This is a genomic window from Chryseobacterium sp. (genome assembly GCF_019236175.1).
Lineage (GTDB): Bacteria > Bacteroidota > Bacteroidia > Flavobacteriales > Weeksellaceae > Chryseobacterium.
Window position 1 is genome coordinate 61709 of the sequence record NZ_JAFAJM010000005.1, and the last position, 17172, is coordinate 78880.

A 17172-nucleotide genomic window follows, 5' to 3' on the forward strand; every position below is an offset into this window, starting at 1 on the left:
AGATCCGTAATGATTTTTGCTTTATATTCCGGCTACGAATACACGGCTTCATAATTTACCTGCTGGCAGCTGAAATCAGCAGCCATTCATTATTATGCCGGACATTTAATAAAACATCTCCGAAAATATGTAATAGTAGATATTAAATCACCTAAAAACATTAAATTTGCATCTTATCAAAATTTGATACGTTAAAAAGCAAAAGCAATACTATGACATCACAAGAGATACGTCAAAAATTTTTAGATTATTTTAAAAGTAAAGACCACCTGATCGTTCCTTCTGCACCTATCGTGCTGAAAGATGATCCTACCCTTATGTTTTCCAACTCAGGAATGACGCAGTTCAAAGATTTTTTCTTAGGCTATAAAACCCCTACCGCCCCTAGAATTGCCGATACACAGAAGTGTCTGAGAGTTTCCGGAAAACATAATGATTTGGATGATGTGGGTAGAGATACTTACCACCATACCATGTTTGAAATGTTGGGAAACTGGTCTTTCGGGGATTACTTCAAAAAAGAGGCTATTGCTTTTGCCTGGGAATTACTGACTGAAGTATACGGAATTCCAAAAGACAATTTATATGTAACGATTTTTGAAGGTGATACTTCTGAAAACCTTGACAGAGACCAGGATGCTTATGATTTCTGGAAGTCTCATATTTCAGAAGACAGAATCATCAATGGAAATAAAAAAGACAACTTCTGGGAGATGGGTGAAAGCGGGCCATGCGGACCGTGTTCAGAGATTCATATCGACTTGAGAACTCCGGAAGAAAAAGCAGCCGTTCCCGGAATTACATTAGTGAATCAGGATCATCCGCAGGTAGTGGAAGTATGGAACCTTGTTTTCATGGAATTCAACAGAAAAGCGGACAAATCTTTAGAAAAACTTCCTGCTCAGCATGTAGATACCGGAATGGGCTTTGAGCGTCTTTGTATGGCTCTTCAGGGAAAATCTTCGAACTATGATACGGATGTTTTCACCCCGCTGATTTCTAAAGTGGAGGAGCTTTCCGGTAAAAAATATACAGGTATTTTAGAAGATGAAAAAGATATTGCCATTCGTGTGGTAGTAGACCACATCAGAGCGGTTTCTTTTGCTATCGCTGATGGTCAGCTTCCTTCCAACGGAGGTGCAGGATATGTAATCCGAAGGATTCTCAGAAGAGGTATTTCTTATGCATACAGATTCCTGGGAATGAAGGAACCTTTCCTTTATCAGTTGGTTCCTGTTCTTCAGAAGCAAATGGGTACATTCTTCCCTGAAATTGAAAAACAAGGAAAGTTAGTAGGTGAAGTGATCAAAAGTGAAGAAGAATCTTTCTTAAAAACGATTGAAAACGGATTACTAAGAGTAGAGAAACTGATCCAGCAAACCATTGCCGATCATTCAAAAGTATTACCAAGCGAAGAAGTTTTTGAACTTTATGACACGTATGGCTTCCCTGATGATTTAACAAGAATTATTGCTGAAGAAAAAGGTCTGACGATTGATGAGCAAGGATTTAAAGCCGAAATGGAAAAACAAAAACAGCGTTCTAAATCTGATTCTGCCCAAAAAGTATATGACTGGGTTGTTTTAGAAGAGAAACCTGAAACATTTGTAGGCTATGACCAGACTGAGTCTGAAACATACATTACAAGATACAGAAAGGTAGAGAATAAAGACGGAGAATTTTATCAGGTCGTACTGAGCAGCTCTCCTTTCTACCCTGAAGGAGGAGGGCAGGTTGGAGACAAAGGTGTTCTTGAAAATGCAGCTGAAAGTTTTGAAGTACTGGAAACTAAGAAAGAAAACGGGCTGGTTATTTCATTAATCAACGGGCTTCCAAAAGATGCAGGAGCTGTTTTCTATGCTAAAGTAAATGCTTCTGAGAGAAAAAATTCTCAGGCAAACCACTCTGTGACTCACCTTTTACACGAAGCTTTAAGAGATGTTTTAGGAACCCATGTGGAACAAAAAGGTTCTTATGTAGGACCCGATTACCTTCGTTTTGACTTCTCCCATTTTAATAAAATGACGGAAGAAGAATTAGCTTTAATTGAAGAAAAAGTAAACAGCAAAATCAAAGAAAGTATTGCTTTACAGGAATTCAGAAACATTCCTATTCAGGAGGCTCTGGATAAAGGTGCAATGGCATTGTTTGGTGAAAAATATGGTGACAACGTAAGAATGATTCAGTTCGGAAGTTCGAAAGAACTTTGTGGAGGAACTCACGTAAAAAACACCAGTGAAATCGGGCATTTCAAAATTACATCTGAAGGTTCTGCAGCCGCAGGAATCAGAAGAATTGAAGCGATTTCAGGAGATAAATCTGAGGAATATTTCAAAAATCTGGAACAACAGATTATTGAATTATCTCAACTCTTGAAGTCTAAAGATGTTGTAAGGTCTATTGAGAAATTAATCGAGGAAAACACAGCATTAAAAGCAGAAGTTGATGCTCTTAAAAAAGAAAAAGCAAAAGGAGAAATCAGCGACTGGAAAAAGGCTTATGAACAAAAAGGCAATAAACAGCTTCTGGTAAAGAGAACTTCTCTGGATGCTGGTTCTGTAAAAGATATCGTATTCCAGCTGAAAAGAGAAATTCCGGCTTCAGTAACGATCATTCTTTCTGATGCTGATGGTAAACCTATGATTAGTGTAGGAGTTTCTGATGATCTGGCAGCAGAATATCAGGCCGGAGCTATCGTTAAAGATCTTGCTAAAGAGATTCAAGGTGGTGGTGGTGGAAACCCTGGCTTTGCAACTGCAGGGGGTAAAAACCTTGATGGTTTGGAAAATGCTTATCAGAAAGCATTAAATATATAAAAATAGTAGATCTATTATAAATATTAAACAGGCTGTTTCATTTTGGAGACAGCCTTTTTTTATGCTGAAGTAAAGCAATATGAAAAATACAGGCTGTTTTATTTATATCTATTCTAATTATTGATCTTTACTTAACAAAAATCCCTCAATCTTAAACTATTTGTTTTGTCTTCTTAAAACCTAGTTAACACCGGACCCTTAGTTTTGCTTTAATCGAAATTCAAAAAAATAATTATGAAAATTAACAAAACTATTGGTGCATTATTATTTGCAGCTCTTGTTTTTCAGGGTTGTAACGATGATAATAGCGGGGATAGTAATACCCCGGCTAATGACAAAATTAAACTTGAAAATTTTTCAAAAGAACCGGCTTTCGTTTTTGGAATGCCAGGTTTTGAGAATTTAAATATCACCACCCTTATTTCAAGTTCCGATATTCTTCCGGGGTCTCCCGATTTTGTTTTCGGCGGGCAGCCGGACGGAATGGGAATTATGAAAGATCCTAACTCTGATGGTTATCTGATGATCACCAACCACGAGATCAAGCAATCGGTATCAAGGGTATATCTGGATAAAACATTCAGACCTGTAAAAGGTGAATATATCCTAAACGGGACAGGAGGGATGACGAGATTGTGCTCTGCAACATTGGCAACTCCTGAAATCCATGGTTTTAGTGCATTTCTCACTGCCGGTGAATCCGGTGAAGAAAGTATGGTTCATGCTCTGAACCCACTGGCTCCTGCTTCACAGGCTTCAGATAAGACAAGGGTAAAACCTGCATTGGGAAAGGCTTCTATGGAAAATGCAGTTCCTCTTCCTAAGGATGTTTCTAACGGAAAATCATATATTATTATCGGTGAAGACCAGTCTTATTCTTCTTCCCATCAGTCAGCAGGACAGCTGATCATGTATGTGGCCGACACTCAGGGAGATCTTGATAACGGAAAACTATACGCATTAAAAAGAACGAACAACAACTACACGGAAACTGATATGACCAAAGGGAATAATTACGATGTAGAATTTGTTGAAATTCCTAATGCTAAAAATCTTACAGGAGCTCAGATTAATCAGAAAAACATCGATAACAATGCGATTCGCTTTTCAAGAGTTGAAGATGTGGATTACAGAAAAGGAGCAGGAAAAGGAAGAGAGATTTACTTTACCGCAACAGGAGAATCTTCTGACGGTGTAAATCCAAAAGCTGGATTAACCATGTGGGGAAGAGTCTACAAGCTTGTTCTTAATTCTAATAATATGCTGACAGGAAAACTGGAAGTAGTGGCAGAAGGAGATTCGAATCCTGGTAACAATCTTATTAATCCTGATAATCTGTGTGTAACTGAAAACTATGTGTACATTCAGGAAGACGGAGACTCTTATTACAAAGCGGCAAAGCATGATTCTTATATCTGGCAGCTCAACATTGCGACCAAACAATATAAGCCATGGTTGAATATGAAACATAACAGAAATGATTCAGCATGGCAGACTGCTTATAACCAGTCCGGAGATTTACAAAAGTTCGGTTCGTGGGAGTTTGGAGCTATGGTAGATATTTCAGATATCATTGGGGTTCCTAATACATTCTCGGTAAACATCCACTCTCACACATGGCAGCTGGATAAGTTTAAGAATCCTGACGGTTCAGGAATCAATACCAATAAAGAAGGTGGGCAGATTGTCATTATCAGAAACGTAGAAAAATAGTTTTAATTACTCCATAACATCAAAAGTATCAACAGTAAATCGCTGTTGATACTTTTTCATATCCTATGAAAAAACTTTCAACATACCCGATACTTCTGTTTTTATATTCTGCTGCTGCACTTTTTGTTCTTTCTTATTGTAAAAATGATAAGCTGCAGCCTGTCTCTGAAGATCTGGGCTCCGTAAAAAAAGAAATTCTCAAAACCAATTCACAATTTGAAAAACAGATTAATGAGTTAATCAGTCTCATTTCCGGAAATTCAGATGAAAAAGTGCTTCAGGGAAAGTTTGAGGACATGAGAAAAACTTATAAAACCATGGAATGGGCTGTGGAATACTTCCTTCCCCACTCTGCCAGATTCATCAACGGACCTGCACTTCCGGAAATAGAAATGGATGAACATACGGAAATAGAACCAGAAGGATTACAGGTTCTGGAGGAAATGCTTTATCCTTATGATCGGGAAAATAAAGATGAAGTGATACGATTTTTAAAAAAACTCATCAACAAAAGCAATACTATTGAGACCAATTTTCAGGTTATTACCATAGGTAAAGATCAGGTTTTTGATGCGGTAAGACAAGAAGTTTTCAGAGTTTCCAGCTTAGGTATTTCAGGTTTTGATACGCCTGTTTCGGGAACATTTTTACAAGAAATCCCATACTCTCTTGAGGGGGTTACCCAAACCTTACGGTTAATTTCTACAGATCAGTCCAGGCAACGGTCTTTAAAAGTGATTATTGCGGAAATCAGTTCCGCTATTGAAATTGTAAAGAAAAATACAAATAAAAATACGTTTGACTATGTGAATTTTATTCCCGATCATTTGAATAAGATAACAAGTTTATTGCTTGAATTCAAAAAACAGGAAAAAATTCCGGATGTTGAGGTTACCACAGCATTAAATAAAGATGCAACAACTTTTTTTGTTAGAAACGCGTTCAATCCCAATGCATTTACACCGGGAAAAGAATTTGCATTTTCTGAAGCAAAAGCAGCACTCGGGCAACAACTTTTTAATGATAAAATATTGTCCAATAACAACAACAGAAGCTGTGCTACGTGCCATATTCCTGAAAAAGCTTTTACAGACGGACTTGCAAAATCCATGTCTCTGGTGAATTCGGAACTGGCAAGAAATTCTCCCTCTCTGAATTATGCGGGCTTTCAGCATGGTCAGTTCTGGGATATGCGGAAAGATGATCTGGAAGGACAAAGTTCGGATGTTATTTCGAACAAAGAAGAAATGCATGGTGATCTTACGGTAATTCTTGGTAAAATCAATCAGAATAAAGAATATCAGGCTGCCTTTCAGAAAATTTACCAGTCTCAGAAAACAGAAGTCTGGCAACTTCAGAATGTACTGGCAAGCTATATACGTTCATTGGCCAGATTCAGCTCTGATTTTGATGAATATATGCGCGGAAATAAATCAGCTATGACTGAAAATCAGAAAAAGGGCTTTAATCTTTTTGTCGGAAAAGCACAATGTGCAATCTGTCATTTTATTCCATTGTTCAATGGAACGGTGCCTCCTGCTTTCAAAAAAACAGAACAGGAAGTACTGGGAATAGCCGTTGATGGAGAAAACAAAGCAGCTGATCGTGATCCCGGAAGAGGAAAATTTCACGAAACCGTTTTGTCTCTGCAAAATTCCTTTAAAACACCAACGCTCAGAAATATTAGTAAAACCGGACCTTATATGCATAACGGCGGATATAAAACCCTTAAAGAAGTGATGAATTTTTACAATAAAGGCGGTGGAAAAGGTCTTGGGTTTACCATAAAAAACCAGACGCTTTCTAACGCTCCTTTACAGCTTACAGAAGAGGAAACCGGTAATATTATTGATTTTATGAAAGCGCTGAACGATAAGCAATAACAAGAGATAACGATTTCAGAGTTTGATTTTCCGCTCTCCGACGAAGGAAAGCAGTTGTATATTCCACAGCAGTCTTCAGGAACAATCATATCGTGGTCATTCCGGATAAGTCCTCTTTTGGCCGTCATTTGCGTTATAATTTTTCCATTGAGGAATTAGATTAAATCAATATTATAGTCCGTTAAAAACTTTTCTAAAACAATAAATATTAGTACTTTTGACGTAGTTTTTACCAATGAAAAAGGGTTTACTATTATTATTTTTTTTAATCTTCTTTTTGGGGTATTCACAATCAAAAATTAAAATTGTGGATGACGCCAACCAGAAACCTGTATCCAATGCCCAAATATCATGTGATCACAAAATTATTGGCTATACCAATGCTCAGGGCATTCTGGAATTTAAAGCGGGCTGCAAAACCATTAGTATTGAGGCGGATTCTTATCAACAGGAAACAGTAACCGTAGAAAGCAGTATAGAGGTATCTCTTCAAAAAAAAGCATCCAAAACCACTGCCATTGATGCAATAGTGATTGAAGATAAAAGTGATCCCAGAGCACTGGAAATTCTGAAAAAGGTAAATAAACTGTTTAATCAAAATTCTCCGAAAAGCTTAGGTTCTTATTCTTATAAATCTTACGAAAAAATCTCCTTAGATATTGATGAAGACAGCCTTACTCAGTTTCAGGAATATTTTAATGACCTGAATCTTTTCAAGAAAAAGAGAGAGAAAGATTCGTTAAACAACAGCACTGCAAGAAAAGTTTTTGCAAAAAGTAAACTGTTTCTTTGGGAAAGAGCACAGGAGTTTTTATACTCAAAAAAATACGGTGAAAAGATCAATATTCTTGACAACAGAATTTCAGGACTCAAGCAGCCCATCTACGAAATGATTGCCCTTCAGCAAAGTAACAGAGATGTTGTTCCTGAGCAGATAAAGCCGGAAAACAGAGGCCTCTACAGGTTCTTTTTATCCGATACTATTGAACTGGACGGAAGAAAGAATTTTGTCATCCGTTTCCGTGAGGTGAATTATAAAAACCCGGACAGAAAGAGAAAGTATAACGGTGCTATTTATGTAGATACTGAAACCTACGGAATTAAAAAAATTGAAAACTTCAGTAAAAATAAAAACGACGGGATTATTACCAGTACATGGATTTTCTATAATAACAAATGGTTCCTTGCTCATGAAAAAGCAAAACTTAAGATGGGTAAGATGGCAATGGATGACAAAGACCGTCTTAACAAAAAGGACAAAAAAAGCTTTGGCACCTACGCTTTCCTGACTTCCAAATATTTTGATTTTGAATCTCCCATTACTGAAGATCCCAAAGACTTTAAAGGCTATACATTTTCTGTCAAAAGTATTGACGGGCACTCCCTGAACCAATACAGGACCGATCCTCTTACAGATCGGGAGCAAAATACCTATAAAACAATAGACAGTTTAGGAAAAAAATATAAAATAGACAGCAAGGCTCAGATATTATCAGGTTTACTTAACGGCCAAATCAGAGTACGTTCTGTAGATTTTGCCGTGGATGAAATCGTCAATTACAACTCTTATGAAGGATTCAGACTTGGGTTAAAGGCCAAAATCAATGAAAACTTCAATCCGTACTTCTCCCCTGACTATTATTTTGCCTATGGGGTAAAAGACAGAAGATGGAAATACGGTATGGGGCTGGATATGAAGACGACTCTGGAGAAAAACTCATTTTTCAGATTTGAATTTTACGATGATGTAACAGCTTCGGGAGAGTTTTACAGAAGACTCTGGAACTTCAAAATGAGAATGATGAATTTTGGAAATAACCTTAATAATGATAAGTATTTTCATTTTAAGGGCGCCTCTTTGTCGTATCTGAATGATGTAACGAACGGTCTTACACTGGCTCTTGCAGTAAGAAGAAATATTGAAACTGCAGAATTTGATTATCAGTTCAAAAATGAAGGAACATCCTTCAAAAATTTCAACACGCTGTTTACTTTAAAATATTCTCCCAATTCAACCAATATTATGACTCCACAGGGAAAATCTCTGATTGATCAGAAATATCCTGAATTGTATTTTAACTATGAACAGAGTTATAGAGCAGTAGGCGGCAATTTTAATTACTCCCGTTTTGACGCCCTTTTTGTTCACAATTTTAAGACTCCGCTGGGAACCACCGGATTCAGACTCTATGGCGGAATGGTTTTTGGAGAAGCCCCGATATGGAAGAATTTTACCATGAACGGACTTGCCTCTCCGGGTAAAGATTTTAATTTTAACCTTACCTCATATCTTGGATTTGCTACCCTGGAAGGTGGAAAATATTATAATGACAAGTTTGTCGCTTATTATTTCACCCATAAATTACCTCTTTACTTCAAAAGCTTTGGACACAATGTGTCAAGCTTTGATTTTGTATTAAGAGGAACAATAGGAAATATGAAACATCCGGAATACCACCAGTTCCGTTTCAAGCCGCTTAATCACCTTTATCAGGAAGTTGGCCTGGAATGGAATAATTTCCTTTCAAGTTATTTCAATTTGGGATTATTCTACAGGGTGGGCTATTATACAACACCGAATTTTAAACAAAATTTTGCCATCCAGTTTAAACTGAAGTTCCTGGAATTTTAATGTTAAATTTTAGACATTATACGTTATATAAATAAAATAATATGCAGAAAATCGAAATAAAAGCAGAACAGTTTTTTGAATTGTTAAAGTTAAAAGACACTCCAATGTGGGAGATTTTCTCACAGATGATTGATGGAAATGAAAAGGAAATTATTTTTTTAGACCATGATAACAAAATTCTTTTCAACTATATTTTACCCTCTACACCAGAAAAACTGGAAGAAGACAGAAAAGAATTCTCAAAACAGTTCTCAGAAAAACTGGCTAACTTTAATTAAAATCCCCATGAATAGAAACTATATTTTGTCTATCCTGAGCCTATTAGTCTTCAGTATCGGAAATGCACAGAATTATAAGAAACCTCTGGTTTCTGCCATCAAAGAATCTGATCTTAAAAAAGACATGTATGAGCTGGCTGCAGATCAGTTCTGGGGACGTGAAGCAGGAACGCTGGATGAATTAAAAGTATCCATGTGGCTTGCTGATAAAGCTAAGGAAGCAGGAATGAAACCTGCCGGCGATGATGGAACTTTTTTCCAGTTTTTTGAAATGTACAGACATCAGACGACTCCTCAAAGCAGTCTGAAAATTGGTGGTACTCCTCTTACCCTATGGAAGGATTTTCTGGTTTCAGAACCGGTAAATGCGGTTATAGACGGCGAAATTGTTTATGCAGGAAATGCTGAACCCGAAGACCTTTCAAAATTAAACATCAAAGGAAAGGTTCTTGCCATCAATGCTTCTGATAAAAATATCGAAAAAGATATGACCCTTTTTGTAAGAAGATATCCCGGATTTGTAAGAGCAAAATATTATAAAAAAGCTGCCGAGCTGGGAGCAAAAGCCATTATTTTCATTACCGATGATATTTCTGAAAAAAGCTGGGTAGAAGTACTGCCTCAAATGACAAGAGGAAGCTACGGTGTGGAAGGGCTGAGAGAAAAAATAACGGATAATATCCCTGTATTATGGATTAAAAGAGAAAATGCAGGCTGGGTAAAAAACAATCCGAAAATTGCCCTGAACCTGATTACCGAAACCTATAAATATCCGTCAGTAAATATTATCGGAAAAATAGACGGTACCGATCCCGTTCTTAAAAACGAATATGTTTTACTTAGCGGGCATCAGGACCATGACGGCATCAGGCATCCAGTAAAAAATGATACCATCTACAACGGTGCAGATGACAATGCCAGTACCTGTGTAGCCATGCTGGCTATGGCAAGAACTTACAAAAAACAACCGGGAAAAAGAAGTATCCTGTTTGTATTCCACGGTGCAGAAGAAAGAGGATTACTGGGTTCAAGATGGCATGCTGCCCATCCGGTGGTTCCGAAAGAAAAAATTGTTGCAGTACTGAACGGGGATATGATTGGAAGAAACAGCAATGATGAGGCTGCTTTACTGGGAGGTAATGCTCCTCACAAAAACTCTGAAGAATTAGTAAAAATGGCGGAGGAAGCCAATAATGAAAGTACTAAATTCCGTTATTTAAAAGACTGGGATTCTCCTAGCCATGCAGAATATTTCTACTTCAGAAGTGATCATCTTCCGTATGCCAAGATCGGAATTCCTGCTCTATTTTTCACCAGCGTCCTGCATGATCAATACCATACGCCGCAGGATGAATCTGAAAATATCAATTTTAAAAAATTGTATAAAATGACCGAATGGATGTACAGAACATCCTGGAAAGTAGCGAATGAAGCCGAACGACCGAAAGTCATTCCGAACTTTTCGCTTGAAAGATAATAAAGAAGCCGTTTCATCATTGATGAGACGGCTTTTTCATAAAATGGCCACGAATACAGCTATCAAAATAATAATTTTCTGTTTGGATTGATCTTTATTCTAAAAAATCAGTGTATCCGTGGCTCAGCTTTTTTCATCGTGTTTTTAGTAAGCGCCTGATTTATTTTAAATAAGAAGATTCATTAAAGACGGATCATTATTCAGGTAGTTGACGAAGAAATCATATTGCTTCATTTTCTGAATCAACGGGCTGAAATCTTCCTTTTGCTTCAGGGCGATTCCTACGACAGCAATTCCTTTTTCTTTCGAATTTTTCTGGGTATACTCAAAAAAAGTAATATCATCAGCAGGTCCCAAAACATCCATTACAAATGTTTTCAATGCTCCCGGCCGTTGTGGGAATCTCACCAGAAAATAATGTTTTAAGCCGGCATATAACAAAGCTTTTTCTTTGATTTCTTCCATTCTGGTGATATCGTTGTTGCTTCCGCTAATAATGCAGACCACATTCTTTCCCTGTATTTCTTCGCTATATTTTTCAAGTGCGGCTACTGAGAGAGCTCCTGCAGGCTCTACTACAATAGCATCTTTATTATACAATGATAAAATAGTTTCACATACCAGTCCTTCCTCTACAGTAGCCATATCATACAATACATGCTGACAAAGTTCAAAAGTAAGTCTTCCTACTTGTTGCACAGCAGCACCATCTACGAAACGGCTTATTTTTTCGAGAAGTACCGGTTTCCCTTTCTCCATCGCTTTTGTCATACTTGCTGCTGCGGAAGGTTCCACTCCTATGATTTTCGTATCCGGAGATAATTCCTGAAATACGGAACAAATTCCTGCTGCTAATCCTCCTCCTCCTATGGGAACAAATAGATAATCAACAGGTTCTTTTGCCTGTTCCAGAATCTCCAGTCCCACTGTCGCCTGTCCCTGGATAATGGCCGGATCATCAAACGGATGAATAAATATACCGTTATTATCACTGCAAAACCTCATCGCAGCATCTTTGGCTTCATCAAAAGTATCTCCATAAAGGACAACCTCCGTATAGTCTCCACCAAACATCCTCACCTGTTCAAGTTTTTGTCCCGGAGTTGGTAAAGGCATAAAAATCGTTCCTTTAACCTTCATCGTATGGCATGCAAAAGCGACTCCCTGCGCATGATTTCCTGCACTGGCACAAACCACTCCTCTATTCAGCTCTTCTCTGGACATGGTAGCCATTTTATGATATGCTCCCCTTATCTTGTAGGATCTTACCCTTTGAAGGTCTTCTCTTTTAAAACTAATATTGGCATGATAAATCGTTGACAGATGAGCATTGATTGCCAATGGAGTCTTTACCACTACATTTTTCAGTCTTTCCTCTGCCTGATAGATATTCTCCAGCATGGAAGAACATGTTTCCTCTTTCATCATTGATTGTATTGATTAATTATTCTCAGGTCTCAGACTTCTCACGGTCTTGCCTGCTTTCCACATTTCACTTTCTCTCAACTCCGTTAGTTCCGCCTCCAGTTTTTCTCTGTAATCCGGTTTACTGTTGCTGTCTATGGATCTTTGGGCTTCATTTCCTTTCGCTACATTATCATAGAGTTCTTCAAACAAAGGAGAGGTAGCATCTCTAAAGCGTTTCCACCAGTCCAGCGCTCCTCTTTGGGCAGTTGTACTGCAGTTGGCGTACATCCAGTCCATTCCGTTTTCGGCTACTAAAGGCATTAAAGACTGGGTAAGCTCTTCCACGGTTTCATTAAATGCTTCAGAAGGACTGTGTCCGTTTTTCCTGAGGACATCGTATTGTGCAGCAAATATTCCCTGCACAGCCCCCATCAGTGTTCCGCGTTCTCCGGCAAGGTCACTATAAACTTCTTTTTTGAAATCTGTTTCAAACAAATACCCACTTCCAATGGCTATTCCTAAAGCCGTTACTCTTTCTCTTGCTCTTCCGGTAGCATCCTGATATACTGCAAAGCTGCTGTTCAGCCCTCTATCCTGCAAAAACATTCTTCTTAATGAAGTTCCTGAACCTTTAGGAGCTACCAGGAATACATCTACATCTGCGGGAGGAACAATTCCTGTACGCTCATTAAATGTAATTCCAAAACCATGAGAAAAATACAGGGCTTTTCCGGCAGTAAGATATTGTTTTACTTTGGGCCAGTATTCAATTTGTGCGGCATCACTCAAAAGATAACAAATCACGGTTCCTTTTTCCAAAGCTTCTTCGATCTCAAATAACGTTTCTCCGGGAACAAATCCGTCTGCTACAGCTTTATCCCAGGATTTAGAATTTTTTCTCTGGCCGACAATGACATTAATTCCGTTGTCTTTCTGATTAAGGGCCTGTCCCGGTCCCTGAACTCCGTAACCGATCACTGCCACTACTTCATCTTTTAATACGTCCTGTGCTTTTTCTAATGGAAACTCATTTCTTGTTACTACGTTTTCCTCTACTCCGCCAAAATTCAATTTTGCCATGTTTTTTGATTTTATTTGTTATATATAATAATGTTGATTAATCGTATTCTTAACTAGCATATTCCACTGCTGTCAGGTATGGATTTCTATGGTAATGAACTTCCAGTACATCCACTTGTTTTTCTACCTGTCGGGTGATCTTCTGAACAGATTCCTCTGTTTCTTTAATCACAATGACAAATTTTTTCACTTTTTCCAACTCTGAAGGTCCTACATGAAAAGTAATCATAGAAATTCTTCTTCTTGAAAAAATAGCATTGATTCTGCTTATCAATCCCAGATAATCTTCCGTATATGCAGTTATGGTATATTCTTTATGTTCTGTTTTCATCTTTTTATTTTTAAAACTTATTATTCAATACAATTTCTGAAACACTTTTTCCCTGCGGGATCATTGGAAATACATTGTGTTCTTTTCCTGTCATTACTTCAAGAAGGAATGCTCCCTGATGATTCAACATTTCATGGAGTGCATTTTCCAGATCTTCCCTCTGAGATACTTTTCTTCCTGAAATGCCGTATCCTTTTGCCACCTGTACAAAATCGGGACTCTGAATATCTACCGATGAGTATCTTTCTTCATGAAAAAGCTCCTGCCACTGTCTTACCATTCCCAGATAAGAATTATTCAGAATTAAAATCTTTATACCGGGTTGATATTGCATAATGGTTCCCAACTCCTGAATATTCATCTGGGCACCTCCGTCTCCCATAATTGCAACAACAGGGCGTCCGGTTTCTGCATAAGATGCGCCTATAGCAGCAGGAAGGCAGAATCCCATTGTACCTAATCCTCCACTGGTAACATTGGTTCTGGAATGCTTAAACTGAGAATATCTGCAGGCTGCCATCTGATGCTGGCCTACATCGGTTACTATAACAGCTTCACCTCCAGTGATCTCATTCAGATGCCGGATCACCTCTCCCATTGTAATTTCACCTTCTTGCGGATGCAGTTCGCCATTGATCAGGCTGATGCTTTCAATTTCAAAACAATCATTAAATTTCCTGTACCATTCCGGATGATTTCTTTTTTCAATTCTTTCTGTAAGCAGGGGCAGAGTTTGTTTACAGTTTCCCAAAACCGGCACATCTGCTTTTACATTTTTATTGATTTCAGCTTTATCAATATCCAAATGAATCACCTTTGCCTGTTTTGCGTACTGATCCAGCCTTCCGGTGACTCTGTCATCGAAACGCATTCCGACTGCAATAAGGACATCACATTCATTGGTCAGTATATTGGGTCCGTAATTTCCATGCATACCTACCATACCTACTGCCTGAGGATGATCTGTGGGGAGGGCGCTCATTCCTAAAACAGTCCATGCAACCGGAATTCCTGATTTTTCAGCAAATTCTAAAAATTCTTTTTCAGCCTTTCCCAGTAAAATTCCCTGACCTGCAATGATGAAGGGCTTCTCCGCTTCATTAATCAGAAGGGCCGCTCTTTCAATATTTTCCATGGAGGGAAAGGGATCCGGTTTATAGCTTCTTACGGAATGGCACGGAGCATATTCTTTGTATATGACTTTTTGCAATTGTGCATTTTTAGTTACATCAATCAGTACGGGTCCGGGACGTCCTGACTTGGCAATATAAAAGGCTTTTGCCAGTACTTCCGGAAGCTCATGGGCATCTGTTATCTGATAATTCCATTTGGTAACAGGGCTTGTAATATTCATCACATCAATTTCCTGAAAAGCATCTGTTCCGAGCAGGTGTTCAAAAACCTGTCCTGTGATGCAGACCAGAGGAGTATTATCCAGTAGGGCATCTGCCAATCCTGTCACGAGATTTGTAGCTCCGGGTCCACTGGTTGCCAGTACGACTCCTACCTCTCCTGAAACCCTTGCCAATCCCTGGGCTGCATGTACTGCTGCCTGTTCGTGACGGACCAGAATATGTTCCAGTTTCCCCCGATAATCGTAAAGGGCGTCGTAAATAGGAATAATGGCCCCTCCGGGATATCCAAAAACTGTTTTTACCCCTTCCTGAAGAAATGCTTCAAGGATAATCCGGCTTCCGCTAAGTTCTGTTTCTGTTGATAAATTTAAATACTCCATGATGTTTTGATTATGATATTTCATCCGTAACACAGCCTTCGGCAGCCGATGACACAGTTAATGCATATTTGTAAAGAAGCCCTTTCTTTACTTTAAGGGATGGTTTTTCCCATCCTTGTTTTCTTTTTTCAATTTCTTCTTCCGAAACCATAAGTTGTATTGTATTGCTGACAGCATCTATTTCGATAAGATCATCATCTTTTACAAATGCGATCAGCCCTCCTTCATACGCTTCAGGGGTGATATGTCCCACAACAAAACCATGAGTTCCTCCACTGAATCTTCCATCTGTAATCAGAGCGACACTGCTTCCAAGCCCGGCTCCGATCAACGCACTGGTAGGTTTCAGCATTTCCGGCATTCCGGGAGCTCCTTTGGGACCTTCATTACGAATTACGATGACATCACCATGCTGTACAGTTCCATCCTGAATCCCTCTGATCAGATTTTTTTCACCATCAAATACACGGGCCTTTCCGACAAAGCGTTCTCCTTCTTTTCCGGTAATCTTGGCTACACTTCCTTTTTCTGCCAGGTTACCATATAATATTCTCAGATGTCCGGTCGCTTTTACAGGCTCCGACAAAGGCCTGATAATTTTTTGCTGACCGAAGTCCAATCCGGGAACATTTTCCAGATTTTCAGCCAGTGTTTTTCCGGTAACCGTTAAACAATCTCCATGTAACAACCCCTGTTCCAGCAAATATTTCATAACTGCCGGTATTCCTCCATGATTATGCAGATCCTGCATAAGATATTTCCCACTTGGTTTCAGATCAGCTAATACCGGTGTACAGTCGCTCATCTTTTGAAAATCATCCTGAGTCAGGGATACTCCTACACTTTTTGCCATAGCAATAAAATGCAGAACGGCATTGGTACTGCCTCCCAGAATTACAATCATACGAAGGGCATTTTCAAAAGCTTCGCGGGTCATGATATCGGAAGGTTTGATATCTTTTTCCAGCAATATTTTCAGATATTTTCCTGCTTCATGGCACTCGTTATGTTTTTCTGTGCTTAGAGCAGGATTGGAAGAGGAATATGGGAGACTCATTCCCAGTGCTTCTATTGCTGAAGCCATTGTATTGGCTGTATACATTCCCCCACATGCTCCGGCTCCCGGACATGAATTTTTAATGACCCCGTTAAAGTCTTCTTCAGAGATTTCTCCGGCAATCTTTTTCCCCAATGCTTCAAAAGCTGAAACAATATTAAGCGGCTCACCTTTATAACATCCGGGAGCAATAGTACCTCCATATACCATTATAGAAGGTCTGTTCAGTCTTCCCATGGCGATAATGGTTCCCGGCATATTTTTATCGCATCCCGGAAGTGCAATCAGCCCGTCGTAATATTGTGCTCCGCAAATTGCTTCAATGCTGTCTGCAATGACATCGCGGCTTACCAGAGAATAACGCATCCCGTCTGTTCCGTTACTCATTCCGTCACTTACACCAATTGTATTGAAAATCAGCCCGGCAAGCCCATGATTCCAGGTTCCTTTTTTAACCAATTGAGCCAGATCATTGAGGTGCATATTGCAGGTATTTCCGTCATACCCCATGCTTGCAATTCCTATCTGTGCTTTTTCCATATCTTCTTCTGTAAAACCTATCCCATACAACATTGCTTTTGCTGCGGGCTGTTCGCTATTTTGTGTAAATGTTTGTGAATATTTATTTAACATACTATCCTGCATTTGCTATTATTCTTATCTCTTTAAAGTTTTATTTTCTGATATCTTTTTTAATAATATCAATCCCTAGCTTATCACTTGTTTTAATAATAATCCGCTTCTCGTCTGTATTCAGGCTATA

The 17172-nt window shown here is 38.7% G+C and carries 11 protein-coding genes; 6 read left to right on the forward strand and 5 right to left on the reverse strand.

What is annotated here, in order from left to right; translation table 11 throughout:
- Window positions 1-212: 212 nt before the first annotated feature.
- From alaS to JO178_RS04490, 6 genes are all read left to right on the forward strand, one after another.
- Complete coding sequence (alaS, locus tag JO178_RS04465; protein WP_291932308.1) at window positions 213-2816, forward strand: alanine--tRNA ligase; 2604 nt, start codon at window positions 213-215, stop codon at window positions 2814-2816.
- Window positions 2817-3050: 234 nt separating this feature from the next.
- Window positions 3051-4529 (forward strand): alkaline phosphatase PhoX, encoded by a 1479-nt coding sequence (locus tag JO178_RS04470; protein WP_291932311.1) that lies wholly within the window; start codon window positions 3051-3053, stop codon window positions 4527-4529.
- Window positions 4530-4594: 65 nt separating this feature from the next.
- A complete protein-coding gene (locus tag JO178_RS04475) occupies window positions 4595-6412 on the forward strand; it encodes a cytochrome-c peroxidase (protein WP_291932313.1) in 1818 nt (605 codons plus the stop codon).
- A gap of 307 nt (window positions 6413-6719) precedes the next feature.
- Window positions 6720-9044 carry a hypothetical protein gene (locus JO178_RS04480; RefSeq protein ID WP_291932316.1) on the forward strand — a complete coding sequence of 775 codons (2325 nt, stop codon included), beginning with the start codon at window positions 6720-6722 and terminating at the stop codon, window positions 9042-9044.
- Window positions 9045-9085: 41 nt separating this feature from the next.
- A complete protein-coding gene (locus JO178_RS04485) occupies window positions 9086-9322 on the forward strand; it encodes a hypothetical protein (RefSeq protein WP_291932318.1) in 237 nt (78 codons plus the stop codon).
- A 7-nt stretch (window positions 9323-9329) separates the two neighbouring features.
- The gene (locus tag JO178_RS04490) at window positions 9330-10799 is read left to right on the forward strand and encodes a M20/M25/M40 family metallo-hydrolase (RefSeq protein WP_291932320.1); all 1470 of its coding nucleotides are present in this window, start codon (window positions 9330-9332) and stop codon (window positions 10797-10799) included.
- 165 nt (window positions 10800-10964) lie between these two features.
- Here JO178_RS04490 and ilvA read toward each other — a convergent pair whose 3' ends face one another.
- Genes ilvA through ilvD form a run of 5 tightly spaced genes read right to left on the reverse strand, consistent with a single transcriptional unit; the run spans window position 10965 to window position 17042 of the window.
- Window positions 10965-12227 carry a threonine ammonia-lyase IlvA gene (gene ilvA / locus JO178_RS04495; RefSeq protein WP_291932322.1) on the reverse strand — a complete coding sequence of 421 codons (1263 nt, stop codon included), beginning with the start codon at window positions 12225-12227 and terminating at the stop codon, window positions 10965-10967.
- 12 nt (window positions 12228-12239) lie between these two features.
- Window positions 12240-13286, reverse strand: coding sequence for a ketol-acid reductoisomerase (gene ilvC, locus JO178_RS04500; protein ID WP_291932324.1), 1047 nt, complete (start codon window positions 13284-13286; stop codon window positions 12240-12242).
- A 49-nt stretch (window positions 13287-13335) separates the two neighbouring features.
- Window positions 13336-13617, reverse strand: coding sequence for an ACT domain-containing protein (locus JO178_RS04505; protein ID WP_291932327.1), 282 nt, complete (start codon window positions 13615-13617; stop codon window positions 13336-13338).
- A gap of 10 nt (window positions 13618-13627) precedes the next feature.
- On the reverse strand, window positions 13628-15352 hold the full coding sequence (ilvB, locus tag JO178_RS04510; RefSeq protein WP_291932330.1) for a biosynthetic-type acetolactate synthase large subunit: 1725 nt from the start codon (window positions 15350-15352) through the stop codon (window positions 13628-13630).
- Window positions 15353-15362: 10 nt separating this feature from the next.
- A complete protein-coding gene (gene ilvD, locus JO178_RS04515; protein ID WP_291932333.1) occupies window positions 15363-17042 on the reverse strand; it encodes a dihydroxy-acid dehydratase in 1680 nt (559 codons plus the stop codon).
- Window positions 17043-17172: the final 130 nt, after the last annotated feature.